14 protein-coding genes are annotated in these 19,083 nt (G+C 72.3%); 6 read left to right on the top strand and 8 right to left on the bottom strand.

Going from position 1 to position 19,083, the window contains the following annotated elements:
* Positions 1 to 67: 67 nt before the first annotated feature.
* From BLQ67_RS12280 to BLQ67_RS12270, 3 genes are read left to right on the top strand one after another with little or no spacing between them, the layout of a single operon-like run.
* Complete coding sequence (locus BLQ67_RS12280; RefSeq protein WP_092505464.1) at positions 68 to 1,243, top strand: acyl-CoA dehydrogenase family protein; 1,176 nt, start codon at positions 68 to 70, stop codon at positions 1,241 to 1,243.
* 18 nt (positions 1,244 to 1,261) lie between these two features.
* Positions 1,262 to 1,519, top strand: coding sequence for a hypothetical protein (locus BLQ67_RS12275; RefSeq protein ID WP_092505462.1), 258 nt, complete (start codon positions 1,262 to 1,264; stop codon positions 1,517 to 1,519).
* The gene (locus BLQ67_RS12270) at positions 1,519 to 3,207 is read left to right on the top strand and encodes a rhamnan synthesis F family protein (RefSeq protein ID WP_092505460.1); all 1,689 of its coding nucleotides are present in this window, start codon (positions 1,519 to 1,521) and stop codon (positions 3,205 to 3,207) included. The genes BLQ67_RS12275 and BLQ67_RS12270 overlap by 1 nt, the downstream gene beginning before the upstream one ends.
* Here BLQ67_RS12270 and BLQ67_RS12265 read toward each other — a convergent pair.
* The gene (locus tag BLQ67_RS12265) at positions 3,204 to 5,231 is read right to left on the bottom strand and encodes an acyltransferase family protein (protein ID WP_157674835.1); all 2,028 of its coding nucleotides are present in this window, start codon (positions 5,229 to 5,231) and stop codon (positions 3,204 to 3,206) included. The two genes, BLQ67_RS12270 and BLQ67_RS12265, sit on opposite strands and share 4 nt — an antisense overlap.
* Before the next feature lie 37 nt (positions 5,232 to 5,268).
* Positions 5,269 to 6,030: a polyprenol monophosphomannose synthase gene (locus tag BLQ67_RS12260; protein WP_197674604.1), complete on the bottom strand. Its 762-nt coding sequence runs from the start codon at positions 6,028 to 6,030 to the stop codon at positions 5,269 to 5,271.
* Between the two features lie 102 nt (positions 6,031 to 6,132).
* Between BLQ67_RS12260 and BLQ67_RS12255 the strand changes: the two genes are divergently transcribed.
* The 3 genes from BLQ67_RS12255 to BLQ67_RS12245 are packed head-to-tail and all read left to right on the top strand — an operon-like array spanning position 6,133 to position 9,555.
* On the top strand, positions 6,133 to 7,395 hold the full coding sequence (locus BLQ67_RS12255; RefSeq protein WP_092505457.1) for an O-antigen ligase family protein: 1,263 nt from the start codon (positions 6,133 to 6,135) through the stop codon (positions 7,393 to 7,395).
* Positions 7,392 to 8,663 carry a hypothetical protein gene (locus tag BLQ67_RS12250; RefSeq protein WP_092505455.1) on the top strand — a complete coding sequence of 424 codons (1,272 nt, stop codon included), beginning with the start codon at positions 7,392 to 7,394 and terminating at the stop codon, positions 8,661 to 8,663. Before BLQ67_RS12255 ends, BLQ67_RS12250 begins: the two co-directional genes overlap by 4 nt.
* Before the next feature lie 46 nt (positions 8,664 to 8,709).
* Positions 8,710 to 9,555: an NAD-dependent epimerase/dehydratase family protein gene (locus tag BLQ67_RS12245; protein WP_092505453.1), complete on the top strand. Its 846-nt coding sequence runs from the start codon at positions 8,710 to 8,712 to the stop codon at positions 9,553 to 9,555.
* 75 nt (positions 9,556 to 9,630) lie between these two features.
* Here BLQ67_RS12245 and BLQ67_RS12240 read toward each other — a convergent pair whose 3' ends face one another.
* The 6 genes from BLQ67_RS12240 to BLQ67_RS12215 form a co-directional block, all read right to left on the bottom strand.
* The gene (locus BLQ67_RS12240) at positions 9,631 to 12,471 is read right to left on the bottom strand and encodes a hypothetical protein (protein WP_157674834.1); all 2,841 of its coding nucleotides are present in this window, start codon (positions 12,469 to 12,471) and stop codon (positions 9,631 to 9,633) included.
* Positions 12,472 to 12,567: 96 nt separating this feature from the next.
* The gene (locus tag BLQ67_RS12235) at positions 12,568 to 13,767 is read right to left on the bottom strand and encodes an ABC transporter ATP-binding protein (protein ID WP_092505449.1); all 1,200 of its coding nucleotides are present in this window, start codon (positions 13,765 to 13,767) and stop codon (positions 12,568 to 12,570) included.
* On the bottom strand, positions 13,767 to 14,621 hold the full coding sequence (locus tag BLQ67_RS12230; protein WP_157674833.1) for an ABC transporter permease: 855 nt from the start codon (positions 14,619 to 14,621) through the stop codon (positions 13,767 to 13,769). Before BLQ67_RS12230 ends, BLQ67_RS12235 begins: the two co-directional genes overlap by 1 nt.
* Positions 14,622 to 14,697: 76 nt before the next feature.
* Positions 14,698 to 15,894, bottom strand: a complete 1,197-nt coding sequence (locus tag BLQ67_RS12225; RefSeq protein ID WP_172802325.1) for an alginate O-acetyltransferase AlgX-related protein — start codon at positions 15,892 to 15,894, stop codon at positions 14,698 to 14,700.
* Entirely contained in the window at positions 15,891 to 17,141 is a 1,251-nt protein-coding gene (locus BLQ67_RS12220) for an acyltransferase family protein (protein ID WP_157674831.1), read from the bottom strand. Before BLQ67_RS12220 ends, BLQ67_RS12225 begins: the two co-directional genes overlap by 4 nt.
* Positions 17,138 to 18,973 (bottom strand): rhamnan synthesis F family protein, encoded by a 1,836-nt coding sequence (locus BLQ67_RS12215; RefSeq protein ID WP_092505443.1) that lies wholly within the window; start codon positions 18,971 to 18,973, stop codon positions 17,138 to 17,140. The genes BLQ67_RS12220 and BLQ67_RS12215 overlap by 4 nt, the downstream gene beginning before the upstream one ends.
* Positions 18,974 to 19,083 lie beyond the last annotated feature (110 nt).

Genomic DNA, 19,083 nt, shown 5'->3' with positions numbered 1-19,083 from the left:
CAACACGCGTGCGCGCTCGCAGCCGCCGTGCGTAGGCTGCGAGCCGTTCGTGCGCCGAAGGAGCCCCATGACCCTCACCCAGCTGCCCAGCGACTTCTACGGGATGGAGTCGCAGCTCACCGAGCGCGAGCAGGAGGCCATCGCCGGCCTGCGCGCCGCGATGGAGCCCATGCGCGCCGTCGTCGACGAGCACTGGCACCGCGACGAGTTCCCCATGGACGTCATCCCCGCCATCGCGGCGACGGGCGTGCTCGGGCACTCGTGGGAGGAGACGCAGACCTTCCCCGCCTCCGCCGTCTACCGCGGCTGGGCCGCGCTCGAGATGGCCCGCGTCGACGCGTCCCTCTCGACCTTCGTCGGCGTGCAGAACGGCCTCGCCGCCGGCTCGATCGGCGCGTGCGGCTCGCCCGAGCAGCGCACCGAATGGCTGCCGCGCCTCGCGTCGGGCGAGGTCATCGGCGCCTTCGGCCTCACCGAGCCGCTCTCGGGCTCCGACTCGGCCCGCGGCCTGCGCACGACCGCGCGCCGCGACGGCGACGCGTGGGTGCTCGACGGCGCGAAGCGGTGGATCGGCAACGCCACGTTCGCCGACGTCGTCATCATCTGGGCGAAGGACGTCGCCGACGACCAGGTGAAGGGCTTCATCGTGCCCACGACGACGCCGGGCTTCTCGGCGACGAAGATCGAGCGCAAGATCGCGCTGCGCATGGTGCAGAACGCCGACATCGTGCTCGAGGGCGTGCGCGTGCCCGAGTCGCTGCGCCTGCAGCGCGCCGACTCGTTCCGCGACACCGCGCGCGTGCTGCGCCTCACGCGCGCCGAGGTCGCGTGGGCCGCCGTCGGCGTCATGGCCGGCGCCTACGAGGCCGCCGTGCGCTACACGGGCGAGCGCGAGCAGTTCGGCCAGCCCATCGCCGGCCACCAGCTCGTGCAGGACCTGCTCGCGAAGTCGCTCGGCGCGATCACGGCATCCATCGCCCTGTGCGCGCAGGTGTCGCGCATGCAGGACGAGGGCACCCAGGAGGATGCGCACTCGGCGCTCGCGAAGGCGTTCACGACCGCGCGCATGCGCGAGGTCGTGGGCTGGTGCCGCGAGGTGTGCGGCGGCAACGGCATCGTCACCGACCACGACGTCGCGCGCTTCTTCGCCGACGCCGAGGCGCTCTACTCGTACGAGGGCACGTTCCAGATGAACCAGCTCATCGTGGGCCGCGCCATCACGGGGCGGGCCGCCTTCGCGTGACGCCGTAGGCTCGTGGGCATGAGCGAGTCGGAGCTGGCGACCCTGCGCGCCGAGAACGAGCGGTTGCGCGGCGAGCTGTCGCGGCTCGAGCGCGAGCGGGCCACCGAGCGGGCGCAGCTGCGCTCGTCGCAGGGCCGCACGCTCGCGCTGCAGGCCGACCTCGACGAGGCGCACGCGCACCTCGGCGCCCGCGTGACGCTGCCGCGTCGCGTGCTGCGCAAGGGTCGCAGCCTCGCGGGCCGCGCCCTGCGTCGCGTGGGCCTGCGGAGAGGCTGATGCGGCTGTCGAACGTCGACGCCGTGCGTCGCACGGGCGTCTTCTTCTTCTACGACGCCGACGGCGTCGCCGACGAGACGGTCTTCACGCTGCTCGACGGCGTCATGCCGCACCTCACGCGCCTCGTGGTCGTCGTGAACGGCGCGCTCGACGACGCATCCCGCGCCCGCTTCGAGGCATTGGGGGCCGACGTCGTGCAGCGCTCGAACGAGGGCTTCGACTCGTGGGCGTACAAGACGGCCATCGAGCACGTCGGCTGGGACGAGCTCGCCGAGACCGACGAGCTCGTGATGTTCAACTTCACGATCCTCGGGCCCACGGCGTCGTTCGGCGCGATGTTCGACGACATGGATGCGCGCGACCTCGACTACTGGGGCGTGACGGTGCACCACGGCGCCCCGTTCGACCCGTGGGGGCTGCTCGAGCAGCCCTACCTGCCGCTGCACCTGCAGTCGCATTGGATCGCCGTGCGGCGCTCGATGCTCGCCTCCGAGGTGTTCCGCGCCTACTGGGACGACCTGCCGCCCATCCCCGACTACGCGCACGCCGTCGCGAAGCACGAGGCGCGCTTCACGCAGCACTTCGAGCGCATCGGCTTCACATGGGACGTCTACGTCGACACGTCCGACCTGCTCGGCACGACGCTGTACCCGCTCAACTCGCTGCCGGTCGAGATGATCCGCCGCGGCTCCCCCATCGTGAAGCGCAAGACGCTGTTCGCGGGCGTCGCGAGCGTGCTCGACGAGCACGCGACGCGCAACGCGCGCGAGCTCTACGACTTCCTGCGCGAGACGGGCGCGTACGACGTGCGCGTGCTCGACGCGCACCTCGCCCGCTCCGCCGACCAGCGCGAGACGCTCGAGACGATGCACGACTGGCTCGTGCTGCCCGACGCGGCCGTGTCGCAGCAGGCGTCGGTCGCGATCGTCGAGCTCGGCGACCGCCTCGTCGAGCGCCTCGCGCTCGCGCGGTCGAGCGCCGACCGCGTCGTCGTGGCGGGCACGCGCAACCGCGTCGAGCTGCTGCGCGCCCGCGGCGACGCCGCGACGCTGCTCGACGGCGTCGACGTGGCGATCGTCGAGCACCACCACGTCGAGGCCGTCGCCGGGGTCGACGAGCCGATCGTGCTGCTGCTCGGCGTCGACGGCTTCCCCGTGGATGCGCCGCTCGGCATCGACGCGGACTCGCGCCGCGAGGCGCTCGTCGCCTCGCTCGCGCTCGGCCGCGGCGGTGCGCCGGCCGCGTTCGACGACGAGCCGGCGCTCGGCATGCTCGTCGCGCCGCCCGCCCTGCATCGTGGCTGGTTCGGCAGGCTCGGCCACGAGGGCGTCGCGACGGGCGAGCAGCTGTTCGCGCTGCAGGTCCGCAGCCGCTCCGCCGCTCCCCTGCGCCCCGAGGGCGCGACGGCGTGGGTGCGCCGCGACGGCCTCGTGCCGCTCGCCGAGCGTCTCGGCAGCTCGCGCGAGCGCATGGGCATCGACGCGTGGGGCGACGTCATCGCCCTCGCGGTGCAGGATGCGGGGCTGCGGCCGCGCATCGCGACGACCGTCGACCGCGCCGAGTCGGAGCTCTCGGTCATGCACGCCGTGCTGCGGCGCATGGCGAAGGCCCTCGGCGCGAGCGACGGCGAGGCCCTGTCGCAGGTGCTCGCGCGCGTCGAGCGCGAGCGCGCCGCCGGCGCTGCCTAGCCGCCGGCGGCGAGGATCGCGCCGAGCTCGGCGCGCCACAACGGGGCGAGCCGCGTCGACATCGTGGCCGTGAGGTGCGACGACGGCGAGTCCTGGTAGACGACGACGCCGTCGAGCACGCTCGCGCACGCCTCGGGATCGCAGAACGGCGCCGTGAGGTCGATCGTCGGCACGTCGTGCTCCGCGGCCCACGTCAGCTGCGTCGACGGCAGCGCGTCGATCGCCTCGGCGCGCGACGTGGTGCACGCCGTCGCAGCGACCGGGTCGCCCTGCGACGCGTCGACGCACGCGAACGTCGCCTGCGGGTGCAGCGGCACGTCGCCGACGAGCACGAGCGGCAGCCCCGCGTCGCGCAGCGCCTGCCACGACTCGGCGAGCACGGCGGGCTCGAGGTAGGTGTCGCGGAACCCCGACGCGACCACGAGGTCGTAGTCGCCGCCGGAGAGGTCGGCGAGGATGCTCGCGCCGCCCGTGCAGCCCTCGACGAGCACGGCGTCGCAGCTCCTGCCCACGTACGTCTCGACGCGCCAGCCCTCGGCGTCGGCGGCCGCGACGATGCCCGGGATGAGGTGGGCGGCGTGCGAGTCGCCCACGATCGCGACGCGCACGTCGGCGTCGTCGGGCCCGTAGGTGCACGTGCGCGGACCGAGGTGCTCGTTGTCGAAGCAGTCGTACATGACGCCGCGGTCGTCGGCGCGGCCCGCGATCGTCGGCACGAGCGTCGCGTCGGGGTCGGCGGGCGGGATGGCGTCGAGCGGCCCGGGGTCGAGGTCGGAGTCCGCGAGCGCCTGCTCGGCCGCGGCAGCCGCATCCGCCCGCTCGCGGTCGATCGCGACGAGGGAGGAGCCGGCGACGGCGACGACGAGCACCGCGCCCGCGGCCCCGAGCGCGAACGCTCGCCACGGCCGCGCGCGCCACACGCGACCGAAGCGGAACGGCCGCTCGACGAGCACGGCGCTCGCGCCGGCGAGCGCGAGCGTCGCGGCGACGATGCCGACCTTGGTCGGCGACGTGAGGTCGGCGCCGATCGCGAACGGCACGAGCACGATGAGCGGCCAGTGCCACAGGTAGATGCCGTACGACACGTCGCCCATCCACACGACGGGGCGCACGCGACCGAGCGCGGCGGGCGACCACCAGCGGTCGTGCTCGCCGCCGACGAGCCACAGCACGGCCGCGACGACCGGCAGCAGCGCCGCGACCCCCGGGAAGGGCGTGCCTGCGGGCAGCAGCAGCGTCGTGCCGACGATGAGCGCGAGGCCAGCCCACGACGCCGCGGCGCGCCAGGCGCGAGCGCGCGCCGCGGCCGGCAGGGCGCCGCCGTCGTGCGCGACGACCGCGAGCGCCGCCCCCGCCGCGAGCTCCCACGCGCGCGTCGTCGTGGCGAAGTAGGCCGGGCCGGGCGCGAGCCACGTCTGCAGGATGCTCGCGACGAACGAGGCGACGAGCACGACGAGCACCGTCACGCGCACGGCGTCGCGCGCGACGATCGGACGCGCCGTCGCCCGCGCCCGCCGCGCGCGCATCGCGATGGCCACGGCCGCGACGAGCAGCAGCGGCCACACGACGTAGAACTGCTCCTCGACCGACAGGGACCAGAAGTGCTGCGTCGGCAGCGCCTGCTGATCGCGCGCGAGGTAGTCGACGGCGTCGGAGGCGAGCATCCAGTTCTCGACCGACAGCATCGAGGCGATCGCGTGCCGCATCGACGGCGCGACCTGCGACGCCGGTGCCCACGCGAGCACGCCCAGCATGGTCGCGACGAGCACCACGACCGCGAGCGGCAGCAGTCGTCGCACGCGGTTCGCCCAGAACGCGACGGGGCGGATGCCCCGCGGCGTCTCGGCCTCGCGCAGCAGGTGCGACGTGATGAGCAGGCCCGACACGACGAAGAACACGTCGACGCCCACGAAGCCGCCCGGGAACCGGTTCGGCCACAGGTGGTACAGCAGCACGACGCCCACGGCGACGGCGCGCAGCACCTGGATGTCGCGGCGCATGGGCCGCGCCGCGGGAGACGTCATCGCCTCCATCGTCCCACCCGGGCGCACCCGGCCGCGCTCAGCGAGGGGCGGTGACGCGCTCCGGGCGGCCCAGCAGCGCGCGGATGCGGGCGAGCGCGCGCCCCGCGCCCCAGCCGGCGACCTTCGTGAACGCCTCGCCGATGATGGCGCCCGACATCTTCGAGACGCCCGCCTCGCGCTCGCGGAACGCGATCGGCACCTCGACGACGCTGCCGCCGGCGTCGAGCGCCTGCAGCGTCATCTCGATCTGGAAGCCGTAGCCCTGGCTGCGCACCTCGTCGAGCGGGATGGAGCGCAGCAGGTCGGCGCGGTACGCGCGGTAGCCGGCGGTCATGTCGTGCACGTGCGTCGCGAGCACGGCGCGTGCGTAGACGTTGGCGCCGCGGCTCAGCAGCTCGCGACGCAGCGGCCAGTCGACGACCGAGCCGCCGCGCATCCACCGCGACCCGATCACGAGGTCGGCGCCCGCAGCCACGGCGTCGAGCATCGCGGGCAGCCGCTCGGGCGGGTGCGAGCCGTCGGCATCCATCTCGACGAGCACGTCGTAGCCGCGCGCGAGACCCTCGAGGAACCCGGCGACGTACGCGGCGCCGAGCCCCTGCTTGCCCGGCCGGTGCAGCACCGAGATGCGCGGGTCGTCGGCCGCCATCGACTCGGCGAGCGCACCCGTGCCGTCGGGGCTCGCGTCATCGATCACGAGCACGTCGACGGTGGGCGCTGCGGCGAAGAGCCGCGCGAGCGTCACGGGCAGCGACTCGACCTCGTCGTAGGTCGGGATGAGCACGAGCGTCGTCGTCACGGATGGGGCTCCTTCTGCCGGACGGCTGCACCGTACAGCACCGAGGTGTCCGTGACGTCGCGTCGAGATGGATGGGAGGTTCGCGCATGCCACGATGGGACGATGGGACAGCGCACGAGCACGACGCTCGCGCTGTGCGTCGTCGCGGTGCTCGCGCTCGGCGACGGGGTGCGCTACCTCATCGGCTACCCGGCGTGGGGCGCGCTGTGCGCCGTCGGCGCCATCGTGATCGTCGTCGCGCTCGTGCAGGCTCGCGTGCGCGTGCTCGCGCTCCCCCGTCCCCTGCTCGCGCTCGCCGTGCTCATGCCGCTGTCGGCGATCTGGGCCATCTCGCCGCCCGCGACGCTGCTGGGCGCGGCGATCCAGCTCGCGTCGATCGCGACGGGCCTGCTGCTCGCGACGATCGAGCGCGATCGGATGCTCGCGCTGCTGCACCTCGTGCTGCAGGGCGTGCTCGCCGCGTCGCTGCTCTTCGAGCTCGTCGTGGCCGTCGCGGTCGGGGGCCGCGTGTATCCGCTCGTGCCGCCGCCGGGCGCGGACTACTCGGGCGACGTGCCTGCGGCCTTCGCCTGGTCGCGCGGACTGCTGCTCGACGGCGGCCGCATCCAGGGCCTGCCCGGCAACGCCAACCTGCTCGCGATGCTGGCGCTCGTCGCGCTCGTGCTCGCGTGCGGCCTCGCGCTCGCGGGCAGGCTGCGCGCGTGGCCCGCGTGGATCGCGCTGCCGCTCGTGACGATCGCGCTCACGCGCTCGGCCACGGTGCTCGCGGCGCTCGCCGCCGTCGTCGCCGTCGCGCTCGTGCTCGTCGCGTGGCGCGGGCTGCGCGCGCACCGGCGGGCGCTCGTCGTCGGCATCGCGGGCGCCGCGGTCGCCGGTGCGCTCACGCTCGTGCTCGCCCGCGACACGGTGCTGGCCCTCGTGGGCCGCGACGCCGACCTCACGGGCAGGCTCGGCATCTGGTCGGCCGTCGTCGACCTGTGGTCGACGAGCCCCGTCGTGGGCGTCGGCTGGCTCGGCTACTGGCAGCCGTGGGTGCCGCCGTTCGACACGCTCGCGATCGTCGACGGCGTGCAGTACCTGCAGGCGCACTCGGTCGTGCTCGACGTGCTCATGCAGCTCGGCGTCGTCGGCCTCGTCGTGTGGGTGGCGCTGCAGGTCGTCGCGTTCGTGCGCGCCGGCCGCGGGCTCGCCGCCGCGTCGGGACGCGACGCCGCGCTCGCCGCCGTGCCCGTGCTGCTGCTCGTCGCCCTGCTCGTGCAGGGCCTCGCCGAGTCGCGCCCGCTCATCGAGCTCGGCTTCGTGCTGCTCGTCGCCCTCGCGGTCGGGCGCACGCCCGTCCGCGAGCGGGAGCGGGCGTCCGCATGACACGACTGATCGAGACCGTCGAGCACGTGCTCGGCCAGGCCCGCTTCGTGCAGGCGCTCTCGACCGTCGCGATCGGCACCGCGGTGCTCGCGCCGCTCATCGTGCGCCTGTCGGGATGGGCGGGGCTCGCGGGCGTGCTCGCCGTGCTCGTGCTGCTGTGCGCGGGCTCGCTGTGGTCGCTGCGGCTCGAGCTCGAGGTGCGGCACGTGCCCGTGACGCTCGCGACGTTCGTCGTGTACGCGGCGCTCACGATCGTCTGGTCGCGCTATCCGGCCGCGGCGTTCGGCGGCGTGCTCGAGCTCGTCGCCTTCGCGGTGCTCGGCGCGTACATCGCGCTCGCCCGCGACATCTCGCAGATCGTGCGCGCGTTCGGCGCCGTGCTGCGCCTCGTGCTCGCCGCCTCGTTCGTCGTCGAGATGCTGCTGGGCGTCGTGCTGGACATGCCGCTGCCGGGCCTCGGCGTGCACGGCAACCTGCTGCGCCTCGGCCCCGTGCAGGGCCTCATGGGTCGCGCGGAGCTGCTCGGCGTCGTCGCGGTGCTCGCCCTCGTGACGTTCGTCGTCGAGCTGCGGATGCGCTCGCTCCCCCTGCTGCCGGCGCTCGGCTGGATCGCGGGCGCCGTCGCGGCGCTGCTGCTGAGCCGCTCGTCGATGGCGATCGCCCTCGCGATCGTCGCGATCGCCGCGTACGGCGCGCTCGCGTTCATCCGTGCCGCCCCCACCGCGCTGCGCACGAGCAGGCAGGTCGTCGTCGTGCTCGCCATCGTCGCCGTCGGCGTCGTCGCCTACGCGGCGCGCTGGCCCATCGTGACGTTGCTCGGCGGCACGACCGAGGCGCTCTACCGCATCGACGTGTGGCGCCAGGTGCTCGCGCTGCAGCGCCTGCAGTCGCAGTGGCTCGAGGGCCGCGGCTTCGTGGGCAGGTGGAACCTCGACGTCGCCCCGTACTCCGAGATCGCGAACGTGCAGTCGCGCCAGGTCGTCGACGCCTCGAGCGCCTGGATCGACGCGCTCGTGCAGGTGGGCGTCATCGGCTTCGCGGCGCTCGTGCTCGCGCTCGCTGCCGCCGCGGCGCGGTCGTGGCTGCTCGCGTCGCGCCGCCGCTCGGTCGTCTACGTGTGGCCCGCGCTCGTGCTCGCCGTCGTCATCGTGTCGGGCTTCGCGTCGAGCATCCTGCTCTACGAGCTCGGCTGGCTGCTCGTCGTCGTGTGCGCCGTGAAGGCCTCGCACCAGATCACGTGGCGCGGCGCGCTCGAGCCCGGCCGCTGAGCCGCGGGGCCGGGAGGATCGGCGCGGCGGGCTAGGATCGGAAGCCATGACTGCGCAGCACGTGATCGTCACAGGAGCCGCCGGCTACGTCGGCAGGCACGTCGTCACCGCCCTGCTCGACGCGGGCGCCGAGGTCACGGCGGTCGTGCGGCCGGGCCGCGGCGATCGGGTCGACGAGCGCGCTCGCATCGCCGAGCTCGACCTCCTCGACCCCGCGTCCGACCTGTCGACGCTGCTCGAGCCGCCCGCCGACGCGCTCGTGCACCTCGCGTGGGAGGCGGGCTTCGCCCACAACGCCCCGCAGCACATGCTGCGGCTCTCCGACCACTTCCGCGTGCTCGACGCGTTCTCGCGCGCGGGCGTGGGTCGCATCGCGGCGCTCGGCACCATGCACGAGATCGGCAGGCACGAGGGCGCCATCACGGCCGAGACGCCCACGAACCCGCTGTCGCTCTACGGCATCGCGAAGGACGCCCTGCGTCGCGCGGTGCTCGCGCACATCGCGCCCACGACGACCGTGCAGTGGCTGCGCGCGTTCTACATCCTCGGCGACGACCGGCAGAACCAGTCGATCTTCACGAAGCTGCTCGAGGCCGCCGAGGCCGGCAAGACGACGTTCCCGTTCACGAGCGGGAAGGCCCAGTTCGACTTCATCCAGGTCGACGAGCTCGGCCGCCAGATCGCCACGGTCGCGCTGCAGGACGAGGTGCACGGCGTGCTCAACGTGTGCTCGGGCGAGCCCGTCGCGCTCGGCACGCAGGTCGAGCGGTTCATCGAGAGCCACGGCCTCGACATCGCGCTGCAGTACGGCGCATACCCCGACCGCCCCTACGACTCGAAGGTCGTCTACGGCGACGCGACCGAGATCCAGGCGCTCATGGCGAGGTCCTGACCCCCACGACGTCGACACGACGCGAGGAGGCCCGCAGCCGATGGCTGCGGGCCTCCTGTCGTGCGGTGGGTGCCGCTACTGCGTCCAGGTCGCGCCGACGGGGATCGCGCCCAGCACGGTCGCGTCGACGGCCGTGATCTGCGGGTTCGAGCCGCCGAGGCGCTGCAGCGCCGCGCCGCCCAGCCAGTGCCGCTGGCCGTTCTCGACCCAGTAGACGCGACCGTCGGTGCCGCGGATGAGCTGCGTCGCCTGCGAGCCCACGGGGATCGCGCCGCACAGCGCACCCGAGAGGCTCGTGAACGCGGATGCGGGGAACTGCGCGCGCACCTGCGCCGACATCGGCAGCAGCCTGCCGCCCGAGGCGACGTACGCGGTCGAGCCGCACACGACGAGCGAGGTCGGCAGCGTGCTCCACTGTCCGTACGAGGCGATGGCCTCGTTCGGCACCTGCGTGTTGGCGGTGCCGAGGCCCATCGACGTCGAGGTGGCGAAGCTGCCGAGGTGCCGCAGCGTCGTGCCGTCGACGATCCAGACCTCGCTGCGGCCGGGGGTCGAGACGAGCGCGCCGGGGCGGTAGACGGGACGCACCCACGGGCCCTGGCCGATGGCGAGGGCGCCGGCGCGCGTGATGCGCACGCGGTCGCTCGTGCCGTTGACCGACGCGTACGTCGCGGCCGAGTCGATGTAGCGCAGCGCGCCGTCGTCGGCCATGTACGTGCGGCCGGTCTGGTCGTAGGCGAAGACGCCCGCGGCCTGCGACGAGATCGTGAGGCGCGAGCACAGCGACCCGAGCGCGATGTCGGTGCGGCCCCACTCGGCGCGCACGGCCGCCGACGCGTAGGGCATGAGCTGCCCGTTCGCGGCGAGGTACGAGACGCCGTTGCACTGGATGCCGTAGTCGTTCAGCACGCCCGTGCGGCTCGCGAGGCCGTTGATGATGCTCTGCGAGACCTCGGTGATCGAGGTCGACAGGCCGAGCGCCGACACGATGTCCATGCTCGCGACGTGGATGCCGTTGCCGCCCGACATGAGGTAGACCGCGCCGCTCGGGCCGCGCACGAGCGTGCCGTCCGAGTAGCTCGAGCGCTCGGGGATGCCGTCGAGCACGCCGCGCGCGACGACCCAGACCGTCGAGGGCACGCCCTGCTGCGCCTGGATCTGGCGGTACCAGTCCATGTTCTGCACGTGGGCGCGCGTGCCGTTCGCGACGAGGTACCAGCGGCCGTCGCCGCCGTACTCGGTCGCGAAGTGCGGCGCGGTCGCCGCGGCCGACGTCGCGGGCAGCGACTGGCCGGTGCCGTCGGGCACGCGCGTGAAGGGCAGTCCGCCGTACTCGGACTCGCGCACGCGCAGGATGCCGGAGTCGGCGATGACGTACGCGCCCGACGAGTCGGCGAAGCGGATGGGCAGCGTGCCTGCCGACGCGGGCAGCAGTCGCAGCGACTCCGCCGTGAAGACGGGCGCGAACCACAGGAAGCGCAGGCCGATCGTGGCGCCGGGCACCGACCAGGTGCCGGTCGACGCCTGCAGGCGGTACTGGGAGTAGTCGGCGCTGCGCACGACGTCGCCCTGACCGATGACGGGGGCGCCGACGGGCAGGTGCGCGATCGCGTTCGGCGCGAGCGCCAGCGTCCGCGTCGAGTAGCCGAACTGCGGCGGCAGGTCGAGGTCGGAGAGCTGGCGGCGCGACCCGCTCTGGACGAGCCAGTTCGTGCCGTCGGAGGCGCGCACCGTCATCTCGACGTCGCCGCCCGCCTGCAGGCGCGTCATCTGGTCGTCGCTCAGGTACGCGGAGTCGCCGCACGAGTAGCCCCACGCCTGGATGTCGGCGCAGCTGCGGAAGTAGTACCGCACGCCGGCGCGCACGAGGTAGACCGCGCCCGACGTCGATCGCACGACGTTCGACAGGTTCGCCCCCGTCGGCAGCGCGTCGAGGTACGAGGCGTCGCGCGTCTCGATGACGTAGAGGGGCACGAAGTCGGTGAAGAGCGAGGGGTCGCCGACGTAGTGCTTGCGGCCGTTGGCGACGAGGAAGATCTGCCCCGTCGACGCGTTGCGCATGAACGCCGCGGCCTGCGCGCGCGACGGGTCGCCGAACCAGTCGGTCCACATGCGCCACGTGTTGCGGTTGCCGTACGACGAGCAGCCGTCGCCCGTGCCGTACAGGTTGCCGAGCGCCGCGCCGTTGGGCTGGTACGGCGTGTAGTTGTAGAGGCCAGCCGTCGCGCTGTTCTGGATGTAGACGCGCGACGAGCCGCACGCCGCGTTGGGGTGGAACAGCACGTTGTTCCACGCGGCGGGCTGGTGGTTGTAGCTCGTCGGGAAGCGCTTGTAGACGTTGAACTGCCGCGCCGCGTAGTACACCTGGTAGAAGAACCCGCCGTACGACGAGTCGCAGGGTGCGGTGTCGGGGCACGCGAAGCCCGTCGCGCGGTCGTACTGCCGCTGCACGGGGGCCGTGGAGGTGACGAGCGACTGCTCCTTCTGCAGCAGCACGAGCAGGAAGCGCTGCGAGATGTTGCAGGCTGCGCCGATGCGGGCGATGATGCTCGCCGCCGACTCGCTCCCCTGACCCTGGATGGCGCCGCAGTACGCGTTCGCCGCCATGGTGGGGGTGCTCTGCGCGTAGCCGCGCAGGCACGTGTAGCCCGAGGCGCACTGGCGCATCTGGCCGTCGAGGAACGACTGCACCTGCGACGCCGACATCGCGCCGCCGTCGTAGAAGTTCGCGTCGCTGACGATGAGCCCGGACTGGAAGCCCGACGCGTCTGCGGCCTCGGCCTCCTCGACGACGGGCGACGCGACGACCATGAGCAGCGAGGCCATCGTCGCGAACACCGCCATGGCGGCGACCGCGATCCGGGGCGCACGACGCCGGGGCGCACGACTCTGGCCGTCCTGTCGGATCCAGCCCATGGTGCGATCCCCTCCGTCACCCATCCAGGTCTGGTTCAGGGTACAGACAGTTCGCGCAGAGCGGAGTGCGCCGCGCCAACGCGTCGCATGCGGAGATCAGTCGACGACGGGCGAGAGCACGCGCGCGTCGAGCACGATCGAGCCCCCGGATGCCTTCTCGTGACCCGACAGCACGGCGAAGCGCATGGCCCGCTGGTGGCTGTCGATCACGCGCGTCTTGTGGAAGTCGGTGACCGACACCGACACGTCCCACAGGTCGGGCATGAGCATGAGGCGGTCGACCGTCACGTCGACGTGGCCGAAGCCGGCGGGGATGCGGTCGGGCACGGTCTCGGAGACGCGGCCGTCCTGGCTCCACACGTGCTTGCCGCCCGCCGTGGCGACGCTGAGGCCGAAGATGGGGCGCTCGACGCTCTCGGATGCCTCGTAGTGCATGCGGATGCGCACGGCCTCGCCGGTGCGGGCCTCCTCGACGACGCGACCGTCGGCCGTGACGAGCTCGACGCGGTCGATGCGCACCTCGCCGGTGCCGAAGCGCGTGCCGCCGCCCTCGACCTGCTCGGCCTCGTGGCTGACGTCGGTGTACTTCTCGACGATCTTCGTCGCGTCGCCGACGTCCTGCAGCACGCCGTGGTCGAGCCAGGCGACCTGGTCGCAGAACGTCTTCATCTGCTCGACGCCGTGGCTCACGACGACGACGGTGCGGCCCTCGTCGCGGAACTGCGCGAACTTGTCGAGGCACTTGTCCTGGAACTCCATGTCGCCGACAGCGAGCACCTCGTCGACGAGCAGCACCTCGGGCTCGACGTGGATCGACACGGCGAAGCCGAGGCGCACGTACATGCCCGACGAGTAGTTCTTCACCGGCTGGTCGATGAACGCCTCGACGCCCGAGAAGTCGACGATCTGGTCGAACTTGCGGTCGACCTCCTGGCGCGACATGCCGAGGATCGACGCGTTGAGGTACACGTTCTCGCGACCCGAGAGCTCGGGGTGGAAGCCCGAGCCGACCTCGAGCATCGCCGCGACGCGGCCGCGCGTCGTGATGCTGCCCGACGTGGGGCGCAGGATGCGCGCCATGACCTTGAGCAGCGTCGACTTGCCGGAGCCGTTGTGGCCCAGCAGGCCGAACGTCGTGCCCTCCGGCACCTCGAGCGACACGCCCTTGAGCGCCTCGAAGACCTCGAACTGCGCGCGACGGCGCTGCAGGATCGTGGCCTTGAGCGACTGGTTGCGGTCGCGGTAGACGCGGAACGACTTCGACACGTCATCGACGCGCACGGCGGGGTCGGTCATCAGATCTCCTCGACGATGTCGCGGGCCAGGCGGCGGAACACGAGCATGCCGCCCACGAGGGCGATCGCCGCCCACAGGATGATCGTGATCCACGTGTCGAGCGGCGGCACCTGGAAGTCGTAGAGCACGTTGCGGTACGCAGACAGGAACCGCTCGGCGGGGTTCGCCTCGAAGATCGTCACGAGCGGGATCGACAGCCCCTGCTCGGTGGCGATGCGCTCCTCGGCCTGGCGCACGAGCGCGACGGGGAACATGACGCCCGAGCCGTACATCCACACCTGCGTGAAGATGCCCCACAGGTGGCGCAGGTCGCGGAAGTAGACGCTCGCGACCGACAGCAGCAACGCGATGCCGAGCACGAAGCAGACCGTGAGGGCCAGCAGCGGCACGAGCAGCAGCACGTACAGCAGCACCTGCGGCCCGCCGACGCTCACGACGACGGCGACGAGCACGAGCAGCTCCGTCGCGTACGTGAAGGCGCTCGAGAGGATGGTCGAGGTGACGAGCACCGAGCGCGGGAAGTACACCTTGGTGAGCAGGCCCGCGTTGTCGACGAGGCTGCCCATGCCCGCCGAGATGGCACCGGACACGAAGCCCCACGTGATGACGCCGATGCCGATCCACACGGGGAAGATCTCGAGGCCCGAGTTCGTGCCGACGGGGGCCGGGATCTGGAACAGGAATCCGAAGACCAGCGAGAAGATCGCGATCTGCGCGAGCGGGTTGATGAGCGACCAGATGCGGCCGAGCGCCGTGCGCTTGTACTGCGAGCGGATCTCGCGCAGCGTCAGGTTCTTCAGCAGGTTGAGCGTCACCGCGCGCTCGGCGGCCCGCTCCTGTCTCGTCGACGTCATGATCCCCACTCCGCGTCGTCCGACGCCGCTCGGCCAGCCTCCGACGGTACCACCGAGGTCCTCCGCGCTCCGACCGTCACGGCGCCATGCCCACGCCGGGCACGATGTCGAGGTAGCGCTCCGTGAGCACGAGGATCGCGACGTCGGCGCCCGAGTCGGTGGCCGCCTGCACGACGTCGGGCATGTTCGCCGGCTCGTCGAGGAAGTGGCGGATCTGCGTCGTCTCGGCGAACGCATCCTGCAGCATCGGGCCCATGGCGTTGCCCGTGGAGTCGCGGATCATGAGCGCCGACAGGTCGACCTGCGCGTTCGGGTTCTGCGTCGTCGCGGGCAGCTGCAGCATGTCGAGCGGCGACTCGACGGGCAGCTGCTGCACCGAGCCGTCGTTCAGCGTCGCCGTCATCTCGCCGCGCGACTCCGCGTAGATGGGCGTCGTCCAGTCCTGCCCCACCGTGACCTGCTGGCCGAGCGGGCCGAACTCGTCGTAGTCGTTCGAGAACGTGACGCCCTCGATCGTCGGCGGCTGGATGGCGTCCATGCGCTCGTCGGCGGCACCGAGGCAGTCGGCGACCGTCTGGAACGCCGCGTAGGCGCCGAACGGCGTCCAGTGGCTGTTGAGCGGCGTGTACGTGTCGGTCTCCTGCTGCGCCGAGGCGAGCGCGGCGCGCACGTCGACGAACGGCAGGTCGGGATGCGCCTGCATGAGCTGGTCGATGCGCACCTCGCCGCGCAGCGGCTGCGCCCACTCGGGCAGGTCCTCGTGCAGGATCTCCCACTTCGCCGGGGCGACGACGACGTAGAGCGGCACGTCGATCGCATCGAGCTCCGAGCGCATGTTGTTGAGGTAGGCGTACCAGGCCTCGATGCGCTCGTCGGAGAGCGGCTCGCGGCCGAGCGACTGCGAGAAGTCGTGCCAGTTGGCATCGCCGAAGAACCACTGGCCGTCCTGGCCGGCGACCGCGGGGCCCTCGACCTCGGCGGCGTGGCTCTGGAAGACGGCCTCGGACGCGTCGGCGTCGGCGCCCCACGGGTCGCCGCCGGGCAGCGCGCGGTCGAACGCGGGCGTGCACGCGTCGGGCAGACCCGTGCCGGGCTCCCCCGTCGACACGGGCACGCCGCTGCCGAGCGGATGCTGCGCGTGCCAGATGCCGCCGGCCGCGGCCGCGGCGACGGCGAGCACGACGAGGATCGACAGCGGCACGAGCCGCAGTCGCTTCCAGCGGCTGCCGCGGATCTCCTGGTCCGGGGGCAGCTCGCGCAGGGAGTCGCTCACGATGCCGCCTTCCGCTCGCGCATCGCCGCCGCGCGTCGCGTCGACGAGAAGCGCGGATCGACGACGCGGTCCATGACCGCGTCCCACGTCGGCAGGACGCCGCGATCCCACACGTATGCGAGCCAGCGCGGCGTCCATCCCTTGAGGCTCATGGCCGGCTTCTCGATGCCGTGCCACGACAGGAACGCGAGCACGTGCACGCCCGCGACGATGACGACGTGGTAGACCAGCCAGCCCGCGCCCTGCAGGTCGAAGTACGCCCCGAACTGCATGAGCGGCCAGGCGAAGATGTACACGCCGTACGAGAGGTCGCCGTGCTTCTCCCAGTGCTGCAGGCGCGTGGCGCGGATCGCGAACCACATGAGCACGTAGCAGAAGCCGTACACGCCCCAGATGTTCCAGCCGCCGAACGCGTACGTCGCGCCGGCGATCGCGAGGCCCGCGATCGCGAGCCGGTCGTCGATCGGGATGCGGTCCTGCCAGATCGCGAACAGCATGCCGAGCGCGAAGGGCGACAGGAACATGAGCATGAACGGGTCGTCGAACAGGCGCGGGAAGAACGTCGACACCTGACCGGCGCCCGACCACTGCAGCGCGTTGAGCACGATGATGCCCACCGCGACGACCGTCGTGAGCCAGCGGTACGCGAGCACGCCGACGAGGCCGAGGATGCCGACGAGGATGTAGGCGCGGAACTCGTAGCGCAGCGTCCACGCCGAGCCGTTCCAGTCGAACCCGCCGTGCGACGCGAGCGGCAGCGACTGCCCCATCTCGGCGATGTTGCGCTGGCCGAGCTCGAGCCACATGTTGCTCGAGAAGTAGGTCCACGGCGAGTCGGTGCCTGCCGACCAGAAGCCGCCCCACGATCCCGTCTCGCGCCACCAGGCGATGGGGGCGAGCACGAACGCCGTGAGCAGCAGCGCCGCCCAGAAGGCGGGGAAGATGCGCAGCGCGCGGCGCCAGAAGTAGCGGAAGATCGACGACCGCCCCATGCGCGACTGCGTGATGAGGAAGCCGGAGAAGAAGAAGAAGCCGGCGACGGCGACGCCGCCGATCGACTGCTCGCTCGAGATCTGCACGCCGAGGTCGGCGCCGCCGTAGAAGCCCGCGAGCGGGCCGGCGTGGCTGAAGATCACGAGGAACGCCATGAGCCAGCGCAGGAAGCCGATGCTGTTGGCACGGGGGTCGAAGACCTCCGAGAGCATGCTCGCCTTCGGCGGCGCGACGCGCACGGCGGCGGCGCTCATCGTCCGCGCACCTTCCTGAGCACGCCGCGGGCGACGACGTAGATCGGCTTGAGCACGCGCGCCGCCGCGGGGCTGCGCTCGACGATCGCGGCCTTCACGGTCGCGACGCCGATGCGGCCCGCGACGCGGTCCTGCACCCAGGCGATCTGCTCGCGCTGCTCGCCGGGCACGCCGTCGTCCATCGCGTTGAGCTTGTACTCGAGCATCGTGTGCGAGATCGCCGCGTTGCGCGTCGTCATGACGGTGCGCACGTGGTGGCCGGAGCCGATGGCCGAGTACGCGAACATGCGCTCGAGCACGTGCGCCATGCCGCCGTCGCCGTAGCCGCCCTCGTCGGGGAACTCCTCCCAGAGGAAGTCGGCGTCGAGCAGGGGCCGCAGCGCCTCGGGGCGGGCGACGAGCATCGAGCCGAACGGCGCGAGCGGGCTCACGTCGTCGAGCGGCACGCGCAGGCCGAGGCGCGCGAGCATCTCCTTCGCGGGCTCGCGGTTCGCGAACCACGCGCGACCCATCGTGGGCAGGCCCATGTGGATCATCGGCGGGAAGACCATGCCGAGCGTCTCGTGCCGCACGAACAGGCGCAGCAGGTTCTCGGCGTAGCCGGGCGAGCCGAGCAGGTTCTCGTACAGGTGGCGCTTGAAGTGCTGGCCGACGCTGAAGCCGTTCTGCGGGCTGCGCTTCGAGTGCAGCTTCACGACGAGGTCGAGCTCGCCGGACAGCAGCACGTCGCGGCAGCCGAGCAGGAAGGCCGAGATGTCGCGGCCGCGGTTCGAGGGCAGCACCCGCACGTCGGCCTCGCGGCCGCGCGCGGCGAGGCGCTCCTCGATGCGCGCCTTGCGCCCCTCGTCGGCGGTCGTGATCACGAGGCGCGCCTGCGGCAGCGCCTCTGCGAGGTCGGCGATCTCGTCGATCATGTCGTCGTAGAAGACGTGGGCGAGGATGCCGACGCGCAGGTGGCTGACGTCCTCGTCGCCGACCGAGACGTCGGGGAGGATCTCCATCATCGACAGCACGGCGTTGAGGTCGCGGGGCTTCGCCGAGCGCGACAGGTCGTCGTACAGCATCTGCATCGGATACCCGGCGTCGTGCATCCGGTCCTCGACGTCGCGCGCCACGATCGCGTGGGCGTCGTGGTACAGCGGGTCGTGGAAGAAGAGGCGCCGCTTGATGATCGGCAGCCCCTCGTCGAGGAGTCGGGCCGGCAGGTCGAAGATCGGGTGCACCGCGGGGTAGTCGGCGGCGGGGAACGCCGTCGCCGACGAGAAGCCCGCCTGCTCGAAGTGGTGCGTGAAGCGCGACTCGTGCAGCTGGATCGAGTCGGCGTACGAGCGCACGGGCGGCATGTCGTCCCAGTACGCCTTCCACTCGGCGCTGCGCACCATGGGGCGGCGCACGGCGATCCAGTGCGACTGGATGTGGCGGTGCATGACGCCGGTGTGCGTGTACGGGTTCGGACGGATCTCGGCGTGGTCGGTGACGCCCCAGAAGTCGACCTGCTGCGCGTCCATGCGCTCGAAGAGCGGGGCGTACGAGCCGATCGGTCCGTAGAACGTGTAGTTCATGAGGATGATCTCGTCGAAGTCCTCGAGGCGCGCCTGCCCGAAGTGCCGCAGCGCGTCGCGGTAGGCGAAGACGTCGAAGCCGACGTTCTCGCGCTCCCACACGGTGTCGGCGACGCGCTCGAGCGCGACGCGCGAGCCGGGCGACAGCGGCGAGTTCGACACGACGAACACGTGGTCCGCGTGGTCGCGGATCGCGCGCAGGTGGTGCAGCGCGTAGTCGCCGACCTCGCCCGCCCCGTCGTAGACGAGATAGAAGACGGCTCGACGCATCCCTCGCTGTCCCTTCGCTGCTCGTCCACGTCCGATGGTCACGGACGAGCCGCGACCGCATGACAGCGTACCGGCCCGCCGCGGCGCACCTCGACGCCGGGGTAGCCTGG

The organism is Agrococcus jejuensis, assembly GCF_900099705.1.
Taxonomy (GTDB): Bacteria; Actinomycetota; Actinomycetes; order Actinomycetales; family Microbacteriaceae; genus Agrococcus; species Agrococcus jejuensis.
The sequence above is the reverse complement of the archived record's forward strand: the minus strand, read 5'-3'. Positions and strand labels throughout refer to the sequence as shown.